The sequence below is a fragment of the Brevibacterium sp. Marseille-P9724 genome, assembly GCF_902500275.1.
In the GTDB taxonomy this organism is placed as follows: Bacteria; Actinomycetota; Actinomycetes; order Actinomycetales; family Brevibacteriaceae; genus Brevibacterium.
The window spans coordinates 308,554-330,531 of record NZ_LR722990.1 but is presented as its reverse complement, the minus strand read 5'-3'; the positions used below and the strand labels follow the sequence as shown (position 1 = coordinate 330,531).

The 21,978-nt window shown below is 62.3% G+C and carries 16 protein-coding genes; 8 read left to right on the top strand and 8 right to left on the bottom strand.

Translation table 11 applies throughout. The features are described from left to right. Positions 1-6: 6 nt before the first annotated feature. A complete protein-coding gene (locus GC119_RS01590; protein WP_151952279.1) occupies positions 7-2,703 on the top strand; it encodes a DEAD/DEAH box helicase in 2,697 nt (898 codons plus the stop codon). Between the two features lie 19 nt (positions 2,704-2,722). On the opposite strand, the gene secA2 is transcribed toward GC119_RS01590, so the two are convergent. Next, on the bottom strand, positions 2,723-4,978 hold the full coding sequence (gene secA2, locus GC119_RS01585; RefSeq protein ID WP_151952278.1) for an accessory Sec system translocase SecA2: 2,256 nt from the start codon (positions 4,976-4,978) through the stop codon (positions 2,723-2,725). Positions 4,979-4,989: 11 nt separating this feature from the next. Continuing rightward, on the bottom strand, positions 4,990-6,699 hold the full coding sequence (locus GC119_RS01580) for a 5'-3' exonuclease H3TH domain-containing protein (RefSeq protein ID WP_151952277.1): 1,710 nt from the start codon (positions 6,697-6,699) through the stop codon (positions 4,990-4,992). A gap of 63 nt (positions 6,700-6,762) precedes the next feature. Here GC119_RS01580 and GC119_RS01575 point away from each other — a divergent pair, with 63 nt between their 5' ends. The 3 genes from GC119_RS01575 (at position 6,763) to GC119_RS01565 (ending at position 10,721) form a co-directional block, all read left to right on the top strand. Beyond that, on the top strand, positions 6,763-7,710 hold the full coding sequence (locus GC119_RS01575) for a metal-dependent hydrolase (protein WP_151952276.1): 948 nt from the start codon (positions 6,763-6,765) through the stop codon (positions 7,708-7,710). Then, positions 7,710-8,438 (top strand): polyprenol monophosphomannose synthase, encoded by a 729-nt coding sequence (locus GC119_RS01570; RefSeq protein ID WP_151952275.1) that lies wholly within the window; start codon positions 7,710-7,712, stop codon positions 8,436-8,438. Before GC119_RS01575 ends, GC119_RS01570 begins: the two co-directional genes overlap by 1 nt. A 126-nt stretch (positions 8,439-8,564) precedes the next feature. After that, entirely contained in the window at positions 8,565-10,721 is a 2,157-nt protein-coding gene (locus GC119_RS01565; RefSeq protein ID WP_151952274.1) for an acyltransferase family protein, read from the top strand. Positions 10,722-10,852: 131 nt separating this feature from the next. Here GC119_RS01565 and GC119_RS01560 read toward each other — a convergent pair whose 3' ends face one another. Then, positions 10,853-11,194: an RNA polymerase-binding protein RbpA gene (locus GC119_RS01560; protein WP_070572779.1), complete on the bottom strand. Its 342-nt coding sequence runs from the start codon at positions 11,192-11,194 to the stop codon at positions 10,853-10,855. Between the two features lie 115 nt (positions 11,195-11,309). Here GC119_RS01560 and GC119_RS01555 point away from each other — a divergent pair, with 115 nt between their 5' ends. From GC119_RS01555 to GC119_RS01545, 3 genes are all read left to right on the top strand, one after another. Beyond that, positions 11,310-11,717: a hypothetical protein gene (locus tag GC119_RS01555; protein ID WP_070777281.1), complete on the top strand. Its 408-nt coding sequence runs from the start codon at positions 11,310-11,312 to the stop codon at positions 11,715-11,717. 126 nt (positions 11,718-11,843) lie between these two features. Then, positions 11,844-12,671 carry a septal ring lytic transglycosylase RlpA family protein gene (locus tag GC119_RS01550; protein ID WP_070572782.1) on the top strand — a complete coding sequence of 276 codons (828 nt, stop codon included), beginning with the start codon at positions 11,844-11,846 and terminating at the stop codon, positions 12,669-12,671. A gap of 212 nt (positions 12,672-12,883) precedes the next feature. Beyond that, entirely contained in the window at positions 12,884-13,648 is a 765-nt protein-coding gene (locus tag GC119_RS01545; RefSeq protein ID WP_151952273.1) for a TSUP family transporter, read from the top strand. Positions 13,649-13,745: 97 nt separating this feature from the next. On the opposite strand, the gene GC119_RS01540 is transcribed toward GC119_RS01545, so the two are convergent. Then, positions 13,746-14,522: a class I SAM-dependent methyltransferase gene (locus GC119_RS01540; protein ID WP_151952272.1), complete on the bottom strand. Its 777-nt coding sequence runs from the start codon at positions 14,520-14,522 to the stop codon at positions 13,746-13,748. Then, positions 14,522-15,598 (bottom strand): Ldh family oxidoreductase, encoded by a 1,077-nt coding sequence (locus GC119_RS01535; RefSeq protein ID WP_070777279.1) that lies wholly within the window; start codon positions 15,596-15,598, stop codon positions 14,522-14,524. The genes GC119_RS01540 and GC119_RS01535 overlap by 1 nt, the downstream gene beginning before the upstream one ends. A 153-nt stretch (positions 15,599-15,751) precedes the next feature. Between GC119_RS01535 and GC119_RS01530 the strand changes: the two genes are divergently transcribed. Continuing rightward, positions 15,752-16,975 carry an aminotransferase class I/II-fold pyridoxal phosphate-dependent enzyme gene (locus GC119_RS01530; RefSeq protein ID WP_226829168.1) on the top strand — a complete coding sequence of 408 codons (1,224 nt, stop codon included), beginning with the start codon at positions 15,752-15,754 and terminating at the stop codon, positions 16,973-16,975. A gap of 75 nt (positions 16,976-17,050) precedes the next feature. Here the strand turns inward: GC119_RS01530 and GC119_RS01525 are convergent, their stop codons facing one another. The 3 genes from GC119_RS01525 to GC119_RS01515 are packed head-to-tail and all read right to left on the bottom strand — an operon-like array spanning position 17,051 to position 21,853. Beyond that, the gene (locus GC119_RS01525) at positions 17,051-17,908 is read right to left on the bottom strand and encodes a 3-hydroxybutyryl-CoA dehydrogenase (RefSeq protein ID WP_070572791.1); all 858 of its coding nucleotides are present in this window, start codon (positions 17,906-17,908) and stop codon (positions 17,051-17,053) included. A 53-nt stretch (positions 17,909-17,961) separates the two neighbouring features. After that, complete coding sequence (locus GC119_RS01520) at positions 17,962-18,459, bottom strand: peptide deformylase (protein WP_070572793.1); 498 nt, start codon at positions 18,457-18,459, stop codon at positions 17,962-17,964. Then, a complete protein-coding gene (locus GC119_RS01515; protein ID WP_070572794.1) occupies positions 18,452-21,853 on the bottom strand; it encodes a pyruvate carboxylase in 3,402 nt (1,133 codons plus the stop codon). The genes GC119_RS01520 and GC119_RS01515 overlap by 8 nt, the downstream gene beginning before the upstream one ends. Positions 21,854-21,978: the final 125 nt, after the last annotated feature.

The following is a 21,978-nucleotide window of genomic DNA, read 5'->3' as shown; positions in this document are numbered from 1 at the left end:
AGGGGCATGGAATCCAACCTGTCTCCGGCTGACGCATATTCACAGTTTCTGCAGCGCCAGAGCGAAGCGGGTTCACCATTGGAGGCTTTCCGCCGTTCCCTGGACTACGAACTCGACGACTTCCAGCTGCGCGCCTGCCGCAGTCTGCAGGCCGATCACTCAGTCCTCGTCGCCGCCCCCACGGGTGCGGGCAAGACGGTTGTCGCACAGTTCTCCATTGCTCTGGCGGTTGCCCGCGGTGTGCGGGTCTTCTACACCGCGCCGATCAAGGCCCTGTCAAATCAGAAGTTCAATGAGCTCGTCGACGCCTACGGCGCTGATCGCGTGGGCCTGCTGACAGGGGATACGAGCATCAACCGAGACGCGCAGATCGTCGTCATGACAACCGAGGTCCTGCGCAACATGATCTATTCGGGAACAGACCTTTCCGAACTCGGCTTCGTCGTGCTCGACGAAGTCCACTACCTGGGCGACCGGTTCCGCGGACCCGTGTGGGAAGAGGTCATCATTCACCTGCCGGCCCACGTCCTGCTGGTGAGCCTGTCGGCGACGGTGTCCAATGCCGAAGAGTTCGGAGCGTGGCTGGCCGAGGTGCGCGGCACCACTGACATCATCGTCTCCGAACACCGTCCGGTACCGCTGCACAATCACGTAGCAGTCGGGACCGACCTCATGCCCTTGTTCGCACCTAACGGCCGGGACATCAACAAAGGACTGGAAGCGGCTGTCCGGCCGTACTCCGGTTTCGGCTCCCGGCGGGACCGCCGACGAGGCGGAGCCCGACACCGGTTTATGCGGCCGGCTCGGGCGGCTGTCATCGCTGAGCTCGACAAGCTTTCGCTTCTGCCGGCCATTTTCTTCATCTTCAGCCGCAAAGGCTGCGACGAAGCTCTCGACCACTGTTTGGCGGCCGGCCTTGATCTGACGACGAAGAGCGAAAAACGCCGAATCGCGGCCGCGCTGGAAGAGCTGGAAGAGTCGTTGACTGCCGAAGACCTCGGAGTGCTGGGATTCCGGTCATTCGCGGCAGGCCTCATGTCCGGTTTCGGAGTGCACCACGCCGGACTCATCCCGCAGTTCAAAGAGCTTGTCGAGAAGCTTTTCGTCGAAGGGCTCATGCGGGTTGTCTTCGCAACTGAAACCCTTGCGCTGGGCATCAACATGCCGGCGCGTTCAGTGGTGCTCGACAAACTCAAGAAGTTCAACGGCGAATCTCACGTGCAGATCACACCGGGGGAGTACACGCAGCTGACTGGACGGGCTGGCAGGCGCGGAATCGACATTGAAGGACACGCCGTGACGGTGTGGCACCCCACGATCGAAGTCGCCGATATCGCTTCCCTTGCCTCCAAGCGGACCTACGCGCTCAACAGCCGTTTTGTTCCCACCTACAACATGGCCGCGAACCTGCTGGCGCGTATGACCCACGATGACGCGCGGAAGGTGCTGGAAACATCGTTCGCCCAGTACCAAGCTGACTCTTCTGTTGTCGGTCTTGCCAAGCGAGTGCGCAAAACCGACGAGGCGCTTGCCGGCTACACAGAGGCTGCACAGTGCGACCGCGGTGATTTCTCGGAGTATTTCGGCTATCGACTTTCGATTGCGCAGTTGGAGAAGCAGGCCGGTAAGCAGCGGTCGAAGCTCAAACAGCGCGATGTCGTCGAATCACTGTCCCAACTGCAGTTCGGCAGCGTTATTCTGCTGCCGTCCCGGCTGAAGTTCGGCGCCTGCATTGTGCTCAGTCCCATGCACAACGACCACACGGGTCTGCGTCTGCCGACAGTCCTCACAAGCGCCGGCAAAGTATGGCACCTGCGTCCACATGAAGTCACTGAGCCGGCGGTGAGCCTCGGTAAGATCAAGAGCCCCCGGAAGTTCAACCACCGCAATCCCCGTGAGCGCAGCCGCCTGCTTGACATCCTCGACCAGGCGATTGCGCAGGGACGGGTCAAAGACCCCGCCGATGTCCAAGTGCGCAGAACCAAGGGACCCAAGGTCGGCTCTGAAGATGTTGAGGCGCTGCGACAGCAGATGCGCTCTCACCCCTGCCACGACTGTCCCGAACGCGAACAGCACGCCCGGTGGGCAGAAAGGGCGCACCGGCTCGAACGCGACCGGGCCAAGCTCACCAGCCAGATCACATCGCGCACGTCCTCTATCGCCGAAGTGTTCGACCGAGTCTGCTCGGTTCTGCGCACACTCGAGTTCCTGCCTGATGACACCGCAATTCTGCGGCGCATATACGGCGATCGCGACCTGCTGATCGCCATGTCTGTTCGCGCTGGACTGTGGGAGGGGCTGACCGAGCCCGAAGCCGCGGCGATGGCCTCGTGCCTGGTATACGAAAGCCGACGCGAACTGCTGACACACACTCGCATGCCCACTCAGACTCTGCGGCAGTGTGTGGGCGCTCTGGAAGACCTGTGGCGAACACTTGCCAAAACCGAAAGCGACACCCGCACGAGCATCACCCCCGAACCCGATTCCGGTATTGCAGTGCCGATCTACCGCTGGACCGACGGCAAGAACCTCGCCGCGGCTCTGGACGGAACGGACATCTCCGCCGGTGACTTCGTCCGGTGGGCCAAACAGACACTCGACGTTCTGGGCCAGATTGAGAACGTCGTCGGGCCGGAAGCAGCCACGACGATTGCCCGTGCGGCTGACGCCGTGCGCCGCGGTGTGGTCATGGATCAGTACTGATCTCAGCGCAGCGCTGATCTCAGCGGCGAATCCGCTTCACCACGGCCTCAATGTCAGAGCCGAACGTCGATTCGGCTGCTACATAGGTCCACGTGGATGACGGCCTCTTCATTCCAATCGCAGGCAGGTCGACTCCGTCGACAGTGAACTCGACTTTGTCCAGGACCTCTTCGGCGCTGGCCGTCACGTCCGACCAGAACTGAGCGAACTGCGCCATAGATTCTTTGTTGAACGCTTCGTGGGGGCGTTCTTTTGCCAGTGTGCGCAGGTGGATCCCCTCGCGCAGATCGTTGAGGAACGCAAGGTGAGTCACCCAGCGGTCGTCGATCTGGAACAGGAGAATATCGCGCAGAGCCTGGCGCACAGCGTCATCACCGGCGGTCTTCACGTCTTCGCGATCGCTGACCTTTTCCAAAAGTTCGTCGATCCCATAGTCCTCGGTCAGCATGGCCTCACGGCGTGCAAGCACCTGCTTGCGCTGTTTCGACATGAGGTCGTTGAACCGCCGGGTATCACGATGAACACCGGTGTTTTCGCCTTCTGCCATCCGCTGGGCGTGTTCGACCAGCTGTGCGGCTTTGCGCGACTGGATGAAGCCGGTTTCGTCGCCGTCTTCGACAAAGCGCTGGATTTCCGGAACTCGTGTGAGCAGTTCGTCTTCCAGACTCGTGAAGAACACGGATGTTCCCGGGTCGCCCTGTCTGCCAGAACGGCCCCGCAGCTGATCGTCCAGGCGCGAGGAGTCGTAGCGACCGGCACCGATCACCAGAAGACCGCCGGCTTCGCGGGCTTTATCACCCGCCAAGCGGATGTCGGTGCCCCTGCCGGCCATCTGAGTGGAGACTGTCACAGCGCCGGATTCACCGGCTTGGGCGATGATATCGGCTTCGCGCGAATCGTCTTTTGCGTTGAGCACCCTGACGTCGATTCCACGCTGTTTGAGCCTGTGTGCGAGGCTTTCGGACTCGGCCACCGACCGGGTGCCGATCAGGATGGGCCGACCCTGGCGGTGCTCCTCGAGAACCTGGTCGACAATCGCACGTTCCTTGGACTCCTGGTAGGTGTACAGACGGTCGGGCTCATCTACGCGAATAACGTCCTCGTTGGGCTCCACAGCGCAGATCTCAAGTTCATAGAACTCCTTGAGGTCATCGCCGACTGCCAACGCAGTGCCCGTCATACCGCATACGGTGGTGTACGTCTGAATGAGCTCTTCAACTGTCATCTGGTCGAGGATCTCGCCCGTTGAAGAAGCGGTCAGCCCCTCTTTGGCTTCAACTGCCGCCTGCAGTCCGTCCGGCCACCGCTGAAGGTCAGCGACGCGACCGCGCGAATCCGAGATCAGCTTGATGCTGCCGTCGACAACGAGGTAGTCGACATCACGGTGAACGACAGCCAGGGCGTACAGCGCGAGGTTGACCGCGGCGAGCGTCTCCGCATCGTCGCCGTACAGATCAACGTCGAGGGCCTCTTCGACTGCGTCGATGCCGCTCTCTGTTAAGGACACCGCTGTGCGGTCGTGTGCCAGTTCGTAGTGTCGGCCCGCTTCAAGGCTGCCAACCAGCCGCGTGATCTCGGCATCGGCCTGTTCGACGCTCGCGGTGCCGGCCAGGACCAGCGGAACCCGCGCTTCGTCAATGAGCACAGAATCGGCCTCGTCGACGATCACAACGTCACGCTGGGCGATTCGGGGCTCCTGGCCCTGGGTGAGAAAACGGTCGCGCAGAGTGTCGAAGCCGACTTCCTGCACGGACGCGTAGACGATTTCCCGTGTGTAGGAATCCCGACGGGAGACTTCCGAGTCGGCTTCGCCAACAGATGCCGCTGTCACACCCAGCAGGTCAAACAGAGGGCGCATCCATTCGACGTCGCGAGCAGCGAGGTAGTCGTTGACGCTGACTACGTGAACTGTCCGCCCCTGCAGGGCGTATCCGGCGGCGGCCATGGCACCGACGAGGGTTTTGCCCTCGCCCGTGAGCATCTGCACGACCATGCCGTCAAGAAGGCCGATGAGGCCTTTGAGCTGTGTCGAATACGGCCGTTCGCCAAGGGCTCTGTCGGCGGCTTCGCGCACGAGCGCGGCGTAGCGGGTGAGTGATTCGCGCCGGTCTTCGAGGGTGAACAGGTCCGCCGCGGTTGTCGCCAGTTCCTCGTCTGGCAGATCCGCATACTGCTGACCGTAGCGGTCAAGGTCGTCTTGGGCTTTTGCGAACCAGCCGACGCGCTTGTCTGCTTGCGCTCCGGGCCGTCCCAGCAGTCGGTCGAAGAAGCCCATGATCGTTCCTCTCAGCTTAAGATTTCCAGCGGCCAATCGGGGTTTATCGTAGCGCGGCGGCCTTTGGAGCGCAGAAACTCTTCGAGATCAGCGGCCTGTGCGCGCTTCCATTCGATCTGCGCCGCGTGCAGCTGCGCCCCCGAGCCCTTCGCAATAGCCTCGTGCTTGTCTGCCATCGCCCACAGTATGCAGCCGGCGGCCGCAGCGTCGGCGAGAGCATCGTGGTGGTTGTCCAGTTCGACATCCCACGCGGCGCACAGATCGGAAAGCGTCCGCTTGCCCCTGCGGAATCGGTCGATCTCTCTGTCGAGCACCAGGGTGTCGAAGATCGGCGGAAGAACATCTGCCACGGCCGTCGACAGTCCCAGACGGCGCCGTTCGGCTTCGAGCACCGTGAGGTCGTAGACGATGTTGTGCCCCACAACGCAGCCGCCACGGCGGCGAATGCTGTCCAGACACGCAATCACCTCGGTCACGACCGCGGTTCGGTCCGCACCGTGCTTGTGCGCATAGTCGCTGGTTATCCCGTGAACGCTGCTGGCGGCCTCCGGAATCTCGATCCCCGGGTCTGCCAGCCACGTGCGAATCTCGAGCGGCTGGATACAGCCGTCAACCCGCCCAAGCCGCACGCACGCCGCCGTAACAACGTGCACTGTCTGCGGGTCCAGTCCGGTGGTTTCAAGGTCGAAGCCCCACAGTTCGGCTGTCGTCCACGACGGCCCCGCGAACTCGGGAAGCTGGTCTCTGCGTGACTGTCGCCCAGCGGCGGGGGAGGGCTCGTCCGGTGCCGGCGGTGCCTCGTCACCCAGGGCCCGCACAAGCCGGGCCGTCGCCCGCTCAGCACCCCACCGTGCACCGAATGCGATGAGTGCTTCGCTGTTCATCCGCTGGGGCACCCCGGCTGCATCCCGCGCGGCTGGGAGCACATCAATGTCTTGAAGAACCGTCATGACTTCTTCTGCCCGGCGCACAGCGTCTTCATGTTCGATGAGTGCTGCGGCGCGCTTCGGGCTCAGACCGTGGTCTTTCGCTCCGCTGTACGCCGCGCGGAACAGCTCGTCCAGCCCGCCGTATCCGGTGAGGAGCTTTGCGGCAGTCTTCTCGCCTATGCCGGGCACACCGGCAAGCCCGTCGGAGGGGTCGCCGCGCAGGGCCGCCATCTGACGGTAGGGTTCGCCGCCTTTGACCCCGTACTCCGCGGGAACATCCGCATAGGTCAGCGGCGCCCACTGCCCCTTGGGGCGTGGCCTGTGAAGCTGAATTCTGCGGTCGGCGCGCAGAACCGAAATGAGATCGCGGTCAGGCGAAACCACGACGAGCTCGTCATCCGGCCCCATTTGGGCGGCAAAAGACCCGATGATGTCGTCAGCTTCCGTGTCGGGTATCTCAAGGACAGGTATCCCAGCCAACCTGAGCGCTTCGCGAATAAGCGGTATCTGCGGTTTGAGGTCATCGGGGGTTTCTGAGCCCGTCTCTTCGTCCTGCACGCGCTGGGCTTTGTACTCCGGCAGTATGGCTGTGCGGAAAGACGGCCGCCAGTCGCCGTCCATGGCCGCGACAATCCTAGTGGTGGCGAGATCTTCAGCAAGGCCCGCAATCGTGTCCAGCAGCCCGCGCAGAGCTCCAACCGGAGTGCCGTCTGAAGCTGTGATGCTGGACGGAAGAGCGTAGAAAGACCGGTAGTACAGGGCCGGGGTATCGAGAACGACGAGTCTGCTCACGCGGCTCAGCCTACCCGAGGCCCCATCACGCGCCCGGCGTCCGTCTGGGAGAATCGCAGTGTGGTGAATTTCGTACTTTACAACGGTGATGTCTACAGCAGCGCTGATCCTTTCGCGACGGCCGTGTCTGTCAGCGGCGACGTCGTCGACTGGGTGGGCGGTGACGAAGCCGCACAGACCTTCGGCTCGGAGCTCATTGACCTTTGCGATGACTTCGCAGCACCGGCCATGATCACGGCGGTCGACCTGCGAAGCGAAGAGTCAGCCCCGCACGATTTCCTGGCCGCCGGCATTGCAGCAGTTCACGCCATCGGCACGGACAAGCAGATTGCAGACTTTGCCCAGGAGGCGGGCCCGCTGCGCGTTATCGGCTACAGCCTCAACGGCACGGGTCAACGGCAAGCACACGTCGGTCTGCCCGAGCAGCGCCCTGAAGCGCCCGTGTTCATCGTGCTGGATGACCTTGAGGCGCTGAGCGCCTACACCGAGGCGCTGCAGGACGCCGACTTCAAACGCCACGCCGCCCGCAGCGGATGGCGCGTATTCGCCAATGTGCAGATCCCCGAAGACCTCGCCGGCCCGCTCGGACAGTCGCCCCTTGCGCTGACAGTCGACCCGCGCGCTTTCGCCCAGCCGGTCGGATCCCTGCTGCGCGAAGGAGCGCAGGTGAGCTTCGCGTCGTCATCCGAACCCTGGGAGGCCATGCGACAGGCGATTTTCGCCCCGGGTTCGACTGTCAGCGGACGCGCGGCGTTCAATTGCCTGACGCGTTTCGCCGAACGCGCGGTCGGCAATTTCGGCGGGGGAGTGATCGCGCCGGGAAGCCGGGCTGACATCGCCCGCTGGAGGGTCGACCATCTCGTCGTACAAGCCGCCGACGAACGTGTCGCCGCGTGGAGCACCGACCCTCGTTCGGGGACTCCCGGACTGCCGGATCTGACCCCCGGAACCCCACTGCCCGAACTCGTGTCCCTGTGGAGCGCGGGAGAACTTGTAGAACTGGATTCCTGATGCGCACACTCATTGCAATCCCCACGTACAACGAGCGCCAGTCGCTGCCGAACACGCTTGCGGCGATCTTCGAACATTCCCCCGAAGTCGAAGTGCTCGTCATTGACGACGGCTCCCCAGACGGAACTGCCGACTGGGCCGAAGCTCTTGGAGACGATCGCGTTCACGTTATGCGCCGGACCGAAAAGGCCGGGCTGGGGCCGGCCTATGTCGCCGGCTTCACGTGGGCGCTGAAACAGGACTACGACGTCATCTGCCAGATGGACGCTGACGGTTCCCACCGAGGACGCGACCTTCCGCAGCTTCTGGGCGCCGTACGAGGCGGAGCTGATCTTGCGATCGGCTCGCGCTGGGTGCGCGGGGGAGAGGTCGTCAACTGGCCGCTGAACCGGAATGTGCTTTCACGCGGGGCCAACCTGTACGCCAATATCGCCATTGGCCTGCACGTAGCCGACGCGACTGCGGGCTTCCGAGCTTACTCGCGTGAACTTCTCCAGCGAATTGATCTTGCCGGCGTGCAGTCCCACGGCTACGGCTTCCAGATCGATATGACCGTCCGAGCGCGCCGCGCTGGTGCGAATATTGTCGAAGTCCCCATTGTCTTCGTCGAAAGAGAGCTCGGCACGTCGAAAATGTCCGGAGGCATCATCGGCGAGGCCTTTGTCAATGTGGCCCGCTGGGGACTGCAGCGCCGTGCGGCTCAGGTTCGCCGCCTTGTGGGCCGCTGATCGAGAAAGGCGGCGGTGTTCACGCGCTTGAACAGCCGGTGACCTCAGGCATCGCACCAGTCGGCTCACAGGCGACTTTAATCCGCGCGTTGCCATCAGTTCACTCAGCAGTGGTGGCATTGCGGCATGTCTCGTGCCGCCTCGTCGCACCGCCCCCGCGCTTTTCTGCCCGAAGTGCAGGCACTGCGGGCAATAGCAGTTCTCGGTGTCCTCGTATGGCATTTCTATCCCCGTGCCGCTCCCGGCGGTTTCGTCGGGGTTGACATCTTCTTCGTCATCTCGGGTTTTCTCATCACCTCCAAGCTCCTGCGTGATGCTGAAGAACAAGGCCGAGTTGATCTGGGGGAGTTCTGGGCCGGTCGCATTCGCCGCATTATGCCGGCCTCGGTCGTCACAGTGCTGGCAGTCATTGCGGCAACCTTTCTGTGGTTCCCCACTGCGGCCTGGCAAGAGGTCTCCAAGCAGTCGATGGCCAGCCTGCTCAGCGTTGAGAACTGGGTTCTGGCATTCGATTCCGTCGACTACCTGGCAGCAGACAACAAGCCGACCGCACTGCAGCACTTTTGGTCGCTGGGCGTAGAAGAGCAGTTCTACCTGGTATGGCCGCTGCTCGTGATCCTCGCAATCGCCCTGCACGGACGGATCGGCACAACAGCCCGCTCTGCGTCAGCTGTGTTCTTTGCAATCATCGTCATCGCATCATTTGTGTGGGCCGAATACTCGGTACGCTCCGGCGATCCAGCCGCGTACTTCTCAACTTTCACCCGCGTGTGGGAACTTGGCGTCGGCGGTCTGCTTGCCGCTGCCATGCCGCATATCGAGCGTCTCCGTGCCCGCTGTGCCAAAAGCGGGCCAGCCGGGATCTCGCTTGATTCGCTTCTTGCGCTTGTCGGCCTGGGCGCAATGCTGTGGGCGATCATCTACTACACGGAGAAGACTCCGTTTCCCGCAGCCACGGCTGCGCTGCCGGTCCTCGGCGCAGCTGCAGTGATCGCTGCGGGACGCACAGCCGGGGCTCTGTCGCTGAACCACCTGGTCGAATGGACACCCGTGCAGTGGGTCGGTAAGGTCTCCTACTCGCTGTATCTGTGGCACTGGCCGGTCTTCATTGTGTTTGTCCAACTGACAGGAAAGAATCCGCGCTGGTGGCAAGCGGCTTTGCTGACACTGCTGTCACTGGCACTGGCTCATCTGTCGTGGCGGTTTGTCGAAGAACCCGCTCGCCACTGGAGCCTGCCCAAACGAACCCCAAAGTATGCGTTTCGGCTTGGCGCAGCTGCCACGATCATTTCCCTCGGCCTCGCCTTCATCCCCGCTGAAGCTGCCGACGTCGTAAACGAGAATCTTCGCAAGGAAGCCGACGCGCTGCTTGCTGCTGACGGCCCGGAACTGGGAGCACGCAGCTGGGACCAAGCCCTGGAAGTCGATGCTCCCGGCTACAGGGATGCCGGAGATCCCGTCAGTGCCGACGCCAGTGCTGTAGCCGATAGTGAGCTTGCCGGAGACGTTCCGCGAGCTCTGCCGGGAGGGAGGGCAATCACTCCGCTGCCGACCGATGCGATCGACGACAAGTCAACTGACGGCTCATGCTTCTCAGAGGTTGAGGCCGACTACACGCCCCGCTGCGTTGAAGGCGATGAGAACGGCAAGAAGACAGTTGCTCTCGTAGGCGATTCCCACGCCCAGATGCTGTTGGAGCCGCTGCGCTCTCTGGCTGAAGACAAGGGGTGGAAGATCATCACCTACACAAAGGCCTCCTGCCCGATGTCGCTTGTGCCGAGGACTTTGGACAAGGCCGAAGAACAGTGCATAGAGCCCAACGAACAGACGCTCAAAGGCCTTGCTGAAGACAAGCCGGACGTCATCATCACGCAGAACTTCTCACTGAGCACATACCGTTCCGATGCGGTCAAGGGCTTTGAAGAATCACTCCGTGCGCTGAAGAAGACCGGAGCGCAGGTCGTTGTCGTACGCGACACGCCCATCCTCGCCGACAATAAGGCAGACCCGCCCACGTACTGCGTCTCTGAATACTTCAACAACCCTTCGCTGTGCAGCAAACCAAGAGGAAAGGCGCTGCTGGACGATCCTTCGGTGACGGCCGCACACAGTATTGGCGGTGTGCGCGTTGTCGATTTCACCGACCGGTTCTGCAGCAAAGACACGTGCCCGGCTGTAGCCGGCAATGTGCTTATCTACCGCGACAAGAACCACGTATCGAATACCTATTTCAGAACGCTGCAGCCGGTCTTCGACGAAAGGATCTCCCGGGCGGTCGACTGACAGGGCAGACTGAGCGGCAGTCAGCTGGCACCTCGCCAGAATGAGGTTGTGTGTCTTGGCAGGGGAGAGGACCAACAAAAGGGCCCAAAGCAGAGCATCTGCTTTGGGCCCTCAGAGGCTGTGCGGGCGGATCAGACCTCGGGGGCCTTTTCGCCGCGGCGGATGGCAAGGCGCTCATCCAAGATCACCTGGAGTTCTTCCATCGAGCGGCGTTCCATGAGCATGTCCCAGTGGGTGCGAGCAGGTTTGGCGTCGTCTTCTTCGACTTCGGAAACGCCGACCCGCATGCCGATGCCGTGAGTGCCGGAATCCCAAGTGTCTGGAACGTCTGCGTCCGTCGAGAAGGGAACTTTGAAGCGGTGTCCGTCTTCGCAAACGAATTCGACAAGCTGACGGGGTGCCGGCTCAACGCCGACTTCCGATTCCAAGGACCGGGAGCCAAGCTGGGTGCCCCGCAGGCTGCGTTCGCTCATGTGACTGAACCTCTCACTCGGTGGGCAGGATCTTTCGGGCAGACAACAAGTCTACCGCCGCGGTGTATTCCCGACGTACACGGCCTATTAAGGCTCCGGTGGGACAATGGCCAATATGAACGACGCTCCGCGCACGCACCGCGAACCGATCGAACCCGACGGCGTGTGGACAAAAGAAGAACAGTCCAGCTTCAAACGTGCCCACATGACCTATCTGAAGGCACGTTCACGCGCTGAGCGGACAGCGCAGTCGGTCACGACGTTCGCACACCGGGCCAAAGCGGCGGGGGAGAAGTTCAGGGACGCCGGCTCAGCAGCGACGCGCACGGCAAAAACCGCCGCCGGCACGGCAGCCGCCGACGGGGGACTGATCGACAGGATCAGCGACGGCATTGATGCGACGGTCGACCGGTTCGGAAAGGCGAGCGGCGCCTCGACTGACACCATCAAACGAGGAATCAGCGAAGCGCGCATCCGCGCAAAGTCAGCAGCGCGACGCCTGTCCGACACAGACACGGCATAAGCGGCGCTTCGCACCTGCGTGCGCAAAGACACACCTCCAACACACCGGCGCTCGTTATCTTTCTGTTACGAAGTGGTATAACATGGCTTTATCGTTCCGAAACTTTCATCTGCGATTGGAAGAACAGTGAGCAAACACCGCGCTGAAGGCACCAAGGCCTCCGGAAATATTTTCGACGTCTTTCGCCGCTCGCCCAACCGTGGGCGCTACAGCGGCGAATCGAAGTCGGCCGCCGGAATTCTTGCGTCGGCAGGACGGCGTCCGGTGCTGGCAGCGATCGCCGTGCCGACTGCGGCAGCTGCAAGCATCGTCGCAGCAGGCTTCGCTGTAACTCCCAGCGCTGAAGACGAACAAACCGAGTTCGCTCAGAAGGCTGCACCTGCCGCCGACAGCCCGGACACCTCGGAGGCCGACAAGGCAGCCAAGGAAGGCAAGAAAAAGCAGAAGGACATTTCTTCTTCCCTCACCGTCAAGGAAGAAAAGCCCGTCGAAACGCCCAGCTCAAACAGCGTCGGAAACTCTGAGGACAGCCGCAGCAAGAGCAGCTCGGGAAGCTCCGGAAGCTCCGGCGGCACCTCGAAGAAGGGCAGCAGCAGCGGCTCCTCGGGCGACAAGGGCGCAGCCGCTTCCGACAGCGGCAAACCGAAGAACTCAAAGGCATCCGGTCAGTCGGGCTCATGCCCGGCCTCGACCTACGGCGGCGGTGACGGCTTCCACGGTAGCAAGACGGCTAATGGTGAGCGCTTCAACAAGAACGCCCTCACAGCTGCACATAAGACGCTTCCGTTCAACAGCCGCGTGAAGGTCACCAACACGAAAAACGGCAAATCGGTTACGGTCCGCATCAACGACCGCGGTCCGTACCACGGAAACCGATGCCTCGACCTTTCAACTGCCGCAATGAATCAGATCGGCGGCGATGGAGTAGCTCAGGTCAAGTGGCAGGTGCTCTGACACCAGGCATTCAGAAAGCGGCGCAGACAGTGCGCCGCTTTCTGCTTTTCAGCTGCGCTGCGCACAGCTAACGCTTTGCACACAGCACAACGTGGCGCACCGCAGAGAAGAGCCGTGATGGCGAACTTCGTCGCGCGGGCTTCCTGAAGACTTCCCACTAAGAGCCGATAATATACATTATGTTAAGTAGAGATTGAGAGGCCGCTTCCCCAATGTCGACGACAGTCATCGCCGTTCTGCTCGCGGGCTCTCTTGCGGCAGGATGGATCGATGCTGTTGTCGGCGGCGGCGGACTCATTCTCCTGCCGCTCATCATGATCATGGCGCCGGGACTGACAAACGCCCAGGCGCTCGGGACCAACAAGTTCGCCGCAGTCTTCGGAACCACAAGTGCCGCCATTACGCTGGCTCGCCGCATTCCAAACGCTCTTGGCGCGCTGCGCTGGGCGCCTTTGGCACTCATCGGCGCTGCGATCGGCGCCCTCATTGCAGCCAGCGTCGACCAGCACATTATGCGGCCGATCATCATCGTGGTCTTAGTTGCCGTTGGCTTCTTTGTTCTGCTGCGCCCATCCTTCGGCCGCGACAGTGAGCCGCGCATTATGTCGAAACGGTCCTGGACCGCAGGCGCCGCTGTCATTCTTGCGATCGGCATCTACGACGGCGCATTCGGCCCCGGCACGGGGCTTTTCTTCATCATGTCGCTCACAGCCCTCATGCGCGGGGATTTTATGACAAGTGCAGCTTGGGCAAAGATTCTCAACGTCGCAACTAATATCGGCGCGCTCATCGTGTTTGGCCTGCGCGGTGACGTCTTGTGGTTGTTGGGCCTGGGCCTGGCCGTTACGAACATCATCGGCGCACGCATTGGTGCGCGCATGGTGCTCGGCCGCGGCGCAGGATTCGTCCGGGTCGTGATTCTCTGTGTTGTCGTCATCATGGCGGGCAAACTCGCCTACGACCAGTTCTTCGCCTGAGTCTGTCCCCCGGTCAGCCGGCCAGCCCGGGCATTCAGAAGCGTAAGCCCGGTCTGGGCAGCCTGTGAAGCGAGGTCGACCCCGGCAATAAACACAGTCACTGCTTCTGCGCCATGTACGTCAGACACATGTAGGGAAGATCGAACGGCTCACTCACCAGATGTTCTTCAGTCAAGTAGCCTCGCAGATTGTCCTCAACACGTGCGCGGACCGTGTCATTCGACCGCAGCCAGTACGTGCGCGTTGCCGTCAGGGCCACCGTGTCGTCAATCGTCATGGGCACGCTGAATTCGTCAATCCGGGCCTGAATGGGACCGAAGTCTGTACCAAGTTGAGGACGCCAACGCGGGCGGTAGACGTCACCGGCGTGCATAATCCTCGATAGGCGCATAACCCAGTCGTGGCGCACATCCAGCTGGTTGAGAACCACGGCTGCCACTCCCCCGGGTTTGAGGACCCGCGCGAACTCAGCTGAGGCCGCCTCGGCATCGAACCAGTGCCAGGCTTGGGCCGACACGACTAAATCAAACGATGCGTCAGCAAACGGAAGCTCCTCTGCCCGGCCCACCGTCGACGGCAGCTGGTTGATCTCAAGCAGTGCCGGATCGGGATCGACTGCATGGACGTCGAGACCAAGCTCAGCAAGTGCCCTGCCGTATTTGCCCGTCCCCGAGCCCACATCGAGCACCCGCAGTTTGTCCGGAGCGAGTACCTCTCCCCCGGCCTCAACGGCGGCAGCGGACATCGCGCGGTCAGCGACAGCGCAAACCGCCGCCTGCGGGTAGCCCGGACGAATCCGTTCGTACTCATCGGCCGAAGCGCCGAACAGAGTGCCGCGATCTTTAATATCGCGACGGATTTTCGGACCGGCCATCAGACTTCGGTCAGAATGAATTCTGCCCCGGCTGCCTCGACTGCGTCTCTGATCGCCTGCACCATGCCGTCAGAAATGGGAATCCCGTTGACAGACCTCGCTTCGACCGAACGGTGTTCGGGATCACCGGCAACCTGCACGGGCTCGTCAGGATCGATCGGCTCCATACCGCGCAGAGTATTGCGCAGCACACGGGCATACTCCTCGGCGTCTGCGCCGTCGCCAAAGGCTCGCGGATCGATTGCCAAGAAGAAATAGCCAATCGACTGTCGTCCTGCGACATCGCCCGGCTGGTCGGAACCAGACAGAGCAGCTGAGAGCAGCTGCACCATCGTGGCAAGCGCGTAGCCTTTGTGCCCACCGGCGCTGTTGCCGCCGACCGGGAGCAGACCGATGTCTGAAGCCTCCGAGTCCAGAAGTGCGCTGTAGACCCGCATGCCATCAGTCACGACCTCACCATGGCCGTCAGTGGCCCATTCCCCGGCCAGCGGCTCATCAGCGTAGGCGTAGACCTTGACCTTGTTTCCGGGCACAACGGTTGTGGCCATGTCGACGAAAATCGGCTCTTCGTCTTTTACGGGGTGGGCAAAGGCAATCGGGTTGGTTCCCATAAGCGCATGCTTAGCGCCGGTCGGCTTCTGCATGGCCGAGCGGGTGGAGCACGTGGCTATACCAACCATGCCTCGGCGGGCAGCTCGCAGAACGTACTGACCTGCGGCACCGAAATGGTTCGCATTGCGCACAGAGCCGATGCCCACTCCGAACTTTTCAGCTGCTTCAATCGCGGCATCCATGGCGCGCACACTCACCGGGTGGCCAAAACCGTGGTCGGCATCGAATACCGAAACGGCACCGAACTGATGGACCAGGCGCTGTTCGGCCTTTTCATTCAGCGTGCCATCGGAAATCTCCTGCCAGTACAGCGGAAGCATGGAAATGCCGTGTGAGTCCACTCCGGCCAGGTCAGTCGCGAACATGATCTCCGTGCAGACCTGCGCGGGCTCTTCTGCAAGTCCGAAGGCCTTGAGCCCGGTGAAGATCTGCTGTTTGACGGACTGCGGGGTGTAGCGGCGCATAGACAGCCTTCCGTTGCTGTGGTGGACTCATGTGGGTTATGTGCTTGCGCTTTGACACCAGCCTATCCGGTGGCTGCACTGCACCGGCAAGATCCTAAAATGAACCGAGAGTGTATTTTCCTGGGTTTCTCTTTGAGAGCCAGAAAGGCCATGATGGACGTTTCCCTTGAGCAGGCACAGGCTGACTACCGCGCGTTCGCCGCTCGCGGGCTCAATCTCGACATCACCCGCGGCAAGCCCGCGCCCGAACAGCTTGACCTGTCAGCTGAACTGCTGACGAACGTCACGGGCGACGACTTCACCTCGCCTTCGGGAATCGACACCCGCAACTACGGCGGTCTAGATGGTCTGAAAGAACTGCGTGAGATCTTCGGTGAGCTCTACAAGGTTCCCACCGAGCAGATCCTGGCACAGGGGTCGTCGTCTCTGACGCTTGAATACATGACCCTCGACTTCGCCAAGCGCTACGGCACCCCCGCAGGCGGTCCGTGGACGAACGCCAAGATCCTCTGCCCCGTTCCCGGCTATGACCGTCACTTCCAGCTGGCCGAAGCTCTCGGCTATGAGCTCATCGCCATCCGCACGGATGACGAAGGCCCAGTCATGGACGATGTCCGCCGCTATGTGGCTGACCCAGATGTCCGCGCAATGTGGCTCGTACCCATGTACTCAAACCCCACCGGCACTTCGATCAGCCAAGCGCGGGCCCGTGAGCTTGCCGAAGTGACTGCCGCAGCTGAGGACTTCACCCTTCTGTGGGACAACGCCTACGGCCTGCACCACCTGTCAGATGACAACCAGGCGCCCATGGTCAACATCCTGTCCCTGTGCGCCGAAGCCGGCCACCCAGACCGTCCCTGGATCTACGCCTCGACATCGAAGATGACCTTCGCCGGCGCCGGTGTGGCGTTCTTTGCCGGCTCCCCCGCTGTGATCGAGTGGTACCGCACGCACATGGGTGCCGCGATGATCGGGCCGGACAAAATCAACCAGCTGCGTCACCTGCGCTTCTTCCGCGACGCTGATGGTGTGCGGGAGCACATGCGCCGCCACGCTGCGATCATCCGTCCGAAATTCGACGCAGTTCTCACCGCGCTCGAAGACGGACTCAGCTCCGACATCGCCTCTTGGACCACGCCAAACGGCGGCTATTTCATCACCCTGCGTGTTCCCAACGGCACTGCTTCAAAGGTCGTGAAATACGCTGCCGAAGCCGGCGTAGCCTTGACCCCAGCCGGGTCGACTCACCCCCACGGGCTCGATCCCAACGACGCCTACATTCGGATTGCTCCGACCATGCCTAGCCTCGAAGAGGTCACGGCAGCGGCAGAAGGCCTGGTTGCCTGCGTGCGTCTGGCGGCGGCTGAACTCGGCTGATCTCTCCCCCACCCCAACAACAGACGAGGCGGGGCCCACCAAGGTGAGCTCCGCCTCGTTCTTTCTGTTCTTGGGTCAGCGGTAGTCATAGAAACCGCGGCCGGACTTCCGACCGAGCAGTCCCCCGTCGACCATGCGCGACAGAAGGACCGGCGGCTTGTCGGCGGCAGCCCCGGTTTCTTCGTAGATCGACTGGCCGACGAACAGGCAGGTATCGAGCCCGATGAGGTCAGCCAGCGTGAGCGGACCCATGGGGTGAGCGGCACCGTTCATCATGCCGTTGTCGATGTCTTCCTTCGTCGCGTGGCCCGCTTCGTACATACGGATGGCGGCGAAGAGGTACGGGATGAGCAGAGCGTTGACAATGAAGCCCGGGCGGTCATCCGAGCGGATCGGCTTCTTGTCCAGGACGTCGACCGCGAAGGCTTCAACCGTGTTGGCAACTTCTGGGTCAGTGAGCACGGAGCTGATGATTTCGACAAGCGGCTGCACCGGTGCGGGGTTGAAGAAGTGCAGGCCGAGAACCCGTTCGGGACGCGAAGTGACCTGGGCAAACCGGATGATCGGCATTGACGAGGTGTTGGACGCAAGGATCGCGTTCTTGTCCGTCACAATGTCGTCAAGCTCGGCAAAGATCGATTTCTTGATGTCTTCGTTTTCACTTGCCGCTTCGATCACCAGCTGGCGATCAGCCATAGCCTGCAGATCAGTCGTGAACGTCAGACGGCCAAGAGCAGCGTCGGCATCCTCCTGGCTGAGTTTGCCCCGTTCAACACCCTTGGCGAAGGACTTCTCGATGCGGCCGCGGCCTGCTGCGACAGCTTCGTCGCTGATGTCCCGGACGACAACGTCCAGACCCGAACGCGCGAGCACTTCGGCAATGCCCGAACCCATAAGGCCGGAGCCGATGACACCGGCTTTTGTGATTTCCATTGTTCTCCTTTCGAAGACGAAAGGCGGCGACCCCTTAGAGGCCGCCGCCGTTTTCACCTGCCGAACCAGGCGGAGCTGCGAATCTGCTTCATCGCCTCTTTCCGCCTTGGCCCGGGCAGTGTCTGAACGTACACAACGCCGTTCAGGTGGTCTGTTTCGTGCTGGAGCATTTGAGCGAACACCCCATCACCGTGCAGCTCGACCGGATTTCCGGCCGCGTCGAAACCCTTCACTGCCGCATATTCCCAGCGCGGGGTGGGAAACTGCAGTCCGGGGATCGACAGACAGCCTTCATCGATGTCGCGCTTCTGGCCGCCTGTTTCGATGACTTCGGGATTGAAGATCGCCCCGGTGCGCCCGTCGAGATCATAGCCGAAAGCGCGCAGGGCAACACCGATTTGGGGCGCTGCCACGGCGGCGCGGCCGTCGGGCAGCGAAGTGTCGATGAGGTCCTGCGCCAGCGCCCGAGTGGCCGGCCCGAATTCGGTGACGGGCCGGCACTCAGTGCGCAGAACGGGATCCCCGAAGAGCCGGATGGCTCGTTCAGCCATTGATGACCACCACGAGGTCGCCGCCTTCCAGCTGCGCGACCGGCTCGATGGCCACACGCGAAACCGTGCCGTCGATGGTTGCCGTGATGGAGGCTTCCATCTTCATCGCTTCGATCGTGGCGACCGTCTGGCCTGCCTTGACCTTGTCGCCTTCGGATACCTGGAGGGTGACGACACCGGCGAACGGGCTTGCAACGTGACCCGGATTGGACTCATCTGCTCGTTCGGCTACGGCGATGTCGACGTCAACGGAGCGGTCGCGCACCGACAGCGGGCGCAGCTGGCCGTTGAGCGTCGCCATGACATTGCGCATACCTCGTTCATCGGGCGAGGAGATCGCCTGGATGCCGACGAGCAGGGCCTTGCCCTTCTCGATGACGACGGAGTGCTCGCGGCCTTCGCGCACGCCGTACAGGAATTCGTTGGTCTCCAGCACCGATAGGTCGCCGTACTGGTCGATCATGCGGCCGTACTCCTTCGTCGGCTGGGGGAACAGCAGACGGTTGAGCGTGTCCTGGCGGGTCTTGCCGGGTTCGCGCAGAAGTTTGGCTTCGTGCGGTTCGAGTTTCTCAGCGGGCTTAGTGTGCTTACGGCCTTCGAGCGCCTTGGTGCGGAACGGCTCGGGCCAACCGGCCGGCGGGTCGCCGAGGTCACCGCTGAGGAAGCCGATGACGGAATCCGGAATGTCGAAGTTCTGGGGGTTCTCCGCAAACTCTTTGGGGTCTGCGTTGACTGCCACGAGGTGGAGTGCGAGGTCGCCGACCACCTTCGAGGACGGGGTGACTTTCACCAGGTGGCCGAGAATCCTGTCCGCGGCTTCGTACATGAGCTCGACTTCTTCGAAGCGCTCGCCCAGGCCGAGTGCAACGGCCTGCTGACGGAGGTTCGAGAGCTGACCGCCGGGGATTTCGTGGCGGTAGACGCGGCCTGTGGGGCCGGGCAGGCCGGATTCGAAAGGCTTGTAGACGTTGCGCACAGCCTCCCAGTACGGTTCGAGGTCCTGCACGTTGGCCAGGTTGAGGCCGGTATCACGCTCGGTGTGTTCCAACGCGGCGACGAGAGCTGACATGGGCGGCTGGCTCGTGGTTCCCGCCATCGATGCCGAAGCTGCGTCTACAGCGTCCACGCCTGCTTCGGATGCTGCCAGCAGGGTGGCCAGCTGGCCTCCGGCGGTGTCGTGGGTGTGCAGGTGCAGCGGAAGGTCAAACTCGCTTCGCAGAGCGGTGACGAGCTTCGCAGCGGCTGCCGGGCGGAGCAGACCCGCCATGTCTTTAATGGCCAGGACGTGTGCACCGGCCTCGACGATCTGCTCTGCAAGACGCAGGTAGTAGTCGAGGGTGTAGACCTCTTCCTTCGGGTTGAGAAGGTCTGAGGTGTAGCACAGGGCGACTTCGGCAACTGCCTTGCCGGTTCCGCGCACTGATTCGATTGCCGGGCGCATCTGCTCGACGTCGTTGAGCGCGTCGAAGATGCGGAACACGTCGATACCCGAGCGGGCGGCTTCGTCGACGAAGGCGTCAGTGACCTCAGTCGGGTACGGGGTGTAGCCGACGGTGTTGCGGCCGCGCAGGAGCATCTGCAGGTTGACGTTCGGCATGGCAGAGCGCAGCTTCTCCAGACGCTCCCACGGGTCCTCCGCAAGGAAGCGCAGCGCGACGTCGTACGTGGCTCCGCCCCACGCTTCGACCGAGAGGAGTTCGGGAAGCATCTGGCCGATGTACGGTGCGACGGCTTCAAGGTCGCGAGTGCGCACGCGGGTCGCCAGAAGCGACTGGTGAGCATCGCGGAACGAGGTGTCAGTCACCTTGAGTTCTTCAGCGTCGCGCAGAGCTTTTGCCCAGCCCTCGGGGCCGAGTTCCAGGAGGCTGTTGCGCGAAGACTTCGGTGCTTCGGCTGCAAGTTCGAGCTGCGGAAGCTTTTCGGAGGGCTTGAGGTCAACCGGTGAAGGCCCGTAGGGCTGGTTGACTGTGATGTCGGCGAGGTATTCGAGAACCTTAGAGCCGCGGTCGGCGCCGACGCGGGCTTCCAGCAGGTGCGGGCGCTCTTCAATGAAGTTGGTCGACAGATCCCCGCGGATAAATGCCGGATCGTCGAGCACCGCGCGCAGGAACCCGATGTTCGATGCGACACCGCGGATGCGGAACTCAGCAAGCGCGCGGCGCTGCCGGTTGACCGCAACGTCATAGGTGGCACCGCGTGCGGTGCACTTGACGAGCATGGAGTCGAAGTGAGCCGAAACCTCAGCGCCCGCGTAGACGGTTCCGCCGTCCAAGCGCACGCCTGCGCCGCCGGCAGAACGGTAGGCGGTGATGGTTCCGGTATCGGGGCGGAAGGAGTTCGCGGGGTCTTCCGTGGTGATGCGGCACTGAACGGCCGCCCCCTTGTAGCTGATCTTGTCCTGTGTGAGGCCCAGCTCTTCCAGGCTTGCCCCGGCGGCAATGCGCATCTGCGCCTGCACGAGGTCGACGTCGGTGATCTCTTCTGTGATCGTGTGTTCAACCTGGATGCGCGGGTTCATTTCGATGAAGGCGAACTTGCCCGCGCGCGGGCCGGCGGTTTCAAGCAGGAACTCAACGGTTCCGGCGTTCTGGTAGCCGATCGAACGCGCGAACTGCAGAGCCGCTTCGTGCATGGCGCCTGCGATTTCAGGATCGAGGTTCGGCGCCGGAGCGATTTCGACGACTTTCTGGTGGCGACGCTGGATCGAGCAGTCGCGCTCGAAGAGGTGAACGGCGTTGGAGTCGTTGTCGGCCAGCACCTGAACTTCGATGTGGCGGGGGCGCTGAACAGCCTGCTCGATGTAGACGGTGGGGTTGCCGAAAGCGCCCTCACCTTCGCGCATGGCGATCTTCGCGGCTTCGACGAGCTCGGTGCGGTTGTCAACTCGGCGCATACCGCGACCGCCGCCGCCTGCAACGGCTTTGACGAACAGCGGGTACTCCATGTTTTCGGCCGCCGCGAGCAGTTCGTCCAGGTCGGTGGATGCCGGTGTGGCATCGAGGGTGGGCACTCCGGCGCTGCGCGCTGCGGCAATGGCCTCGACCTTGTTTCCGGCCATCTGCAGCACATCGGCGCGCGGACCGATGAAGGTGATTCCCTCACGGTCGCAGGCGCGGGCGAGTTCAGGGTTTTCCGACAGGAACCCATAACCGGGGTAAACAGCGTCTGCTCCGGATTCCTTGGCCACGCGAATGATTTCGTCGACGTTGAGGTACGCCCGAACCGGGTGCCCTTCGTCTCCGATCATGTATGCTTCGTCAGCCTTGAGGCGGTGCTCAGAGTTGCGGTCTTCGTAGGGGAAGACGGCAACGGTGGACGCGCCGAGTTCGTAGGCTGCGCGGAACGCGCGCACCGCGATTTCACCGCGGTTGGCTACCAGGACTTTCTTGAACATCAGGCAAGCTCTATTCCGGTTGTGCCCCGTAAGGGGCGGCCTCCATTTTGTGTCTGAACCACTGTACCGAATGCGGCAGTGATCTCCGCCATGCGGCTGGCTCGGGGCAGTGTCCGTGCCAGCCT

Excerpts from the sequence above, each read along its gene's own strand:
- GC119_RS01590 (WP_151952279.1), top strand. The coding sequence starts at position 7 with ATGGAATCCAACCTGTCTCCGGCTGACGCATATTCACAGTTTCTGCAG.
- secA2 (WP_151952278.1), bottom strand. The coding sequence starts at position 4,978 with ATGGGCTTCTTCGACCGACTGCTGGGACGGCCCGGAGCGCAAGCAGAC.
- GC119_RS01570 (WP_151952275.1), top strand. The coding sequence starts at position 7,710 with ATGCGCACACTCATTGCAATCCCCACGTACAACGAGCGCCAGTCGCTG.
- GC119_RS01565 (WP_151952274.1), top strand. The coding sequence starts at position 8,565 with ATGTCTCGTGCCGCCTCGTCGCACCGCCCCCGCGCTTTTCTGCCCGAA.
- GC119_RS01560 (WP_070572779.1), bottom strand. The coding sequence starts at position 11,194 with ATGAGCGAACGCAGCCTGCGGGGCACCCAGCTTGGCTCCCGGTCCTTG.
- GC119_RS01555 (WP_070777281.1), top strand. The coding sequence starts at position 11,310 with ATGAACGACGCTCCGCGCACGCACCGCGAACCGATCGAACCCGACGGC.
- GC119_RS01545 (WP_151952273.1), top strand. The coding sequence starts at position 12,884 with ATGTCGACGACAGTCATCGCCGTTCTGCTCGCGGGCTCTCTTGCGGCA.
- GC119_RS01540 (WP_151952272.1), bottom strand. The coding sequence starts at position 14,522 with ATGGCCGGTCCGAAAATCCGTCGCGATATTAAAGATCGCGGCACTCTG.
- GC119_RS01535 (WP_070777279.1), bottom strand. The coding sequence starts at position 15,598 with ATGCGCCGCTACACCCCGCAGTCCGTCAAACAGCAGATCTTCACCGGG.
- GC119_RS01530 (WP_226829168.1), top strand. The coding sequence starts at position 15,752 with ATGGACGTTTCCCTTGAGCAGGCACAGGCTGACTACCGCGCGTTCGCC.
- GC119_RS01525 (WP_070572791.1), bottom strand. The coding sequence starts at position 17,908 with ATGGAAATCACAAAAGCCGGTGTCATCGGCTCCGGCCTTATGGGTTCG.
- GC119_RS01520 (WP_070572793.1), bottom strand. The coding sequence starts at position 18,459 with ATGGCTGAACGAGCCATCCGGCTCTTCGGGGATCCCGTTCTGCGCACT.
- GC119_RS01515 (WP_070572794.1), bottom strand. The coding sequence starts at position 21,853 with ATGTTCAAGAAAGTCCTGGTAGCCAACCGCGGTGAAATCGCGGTGCGC.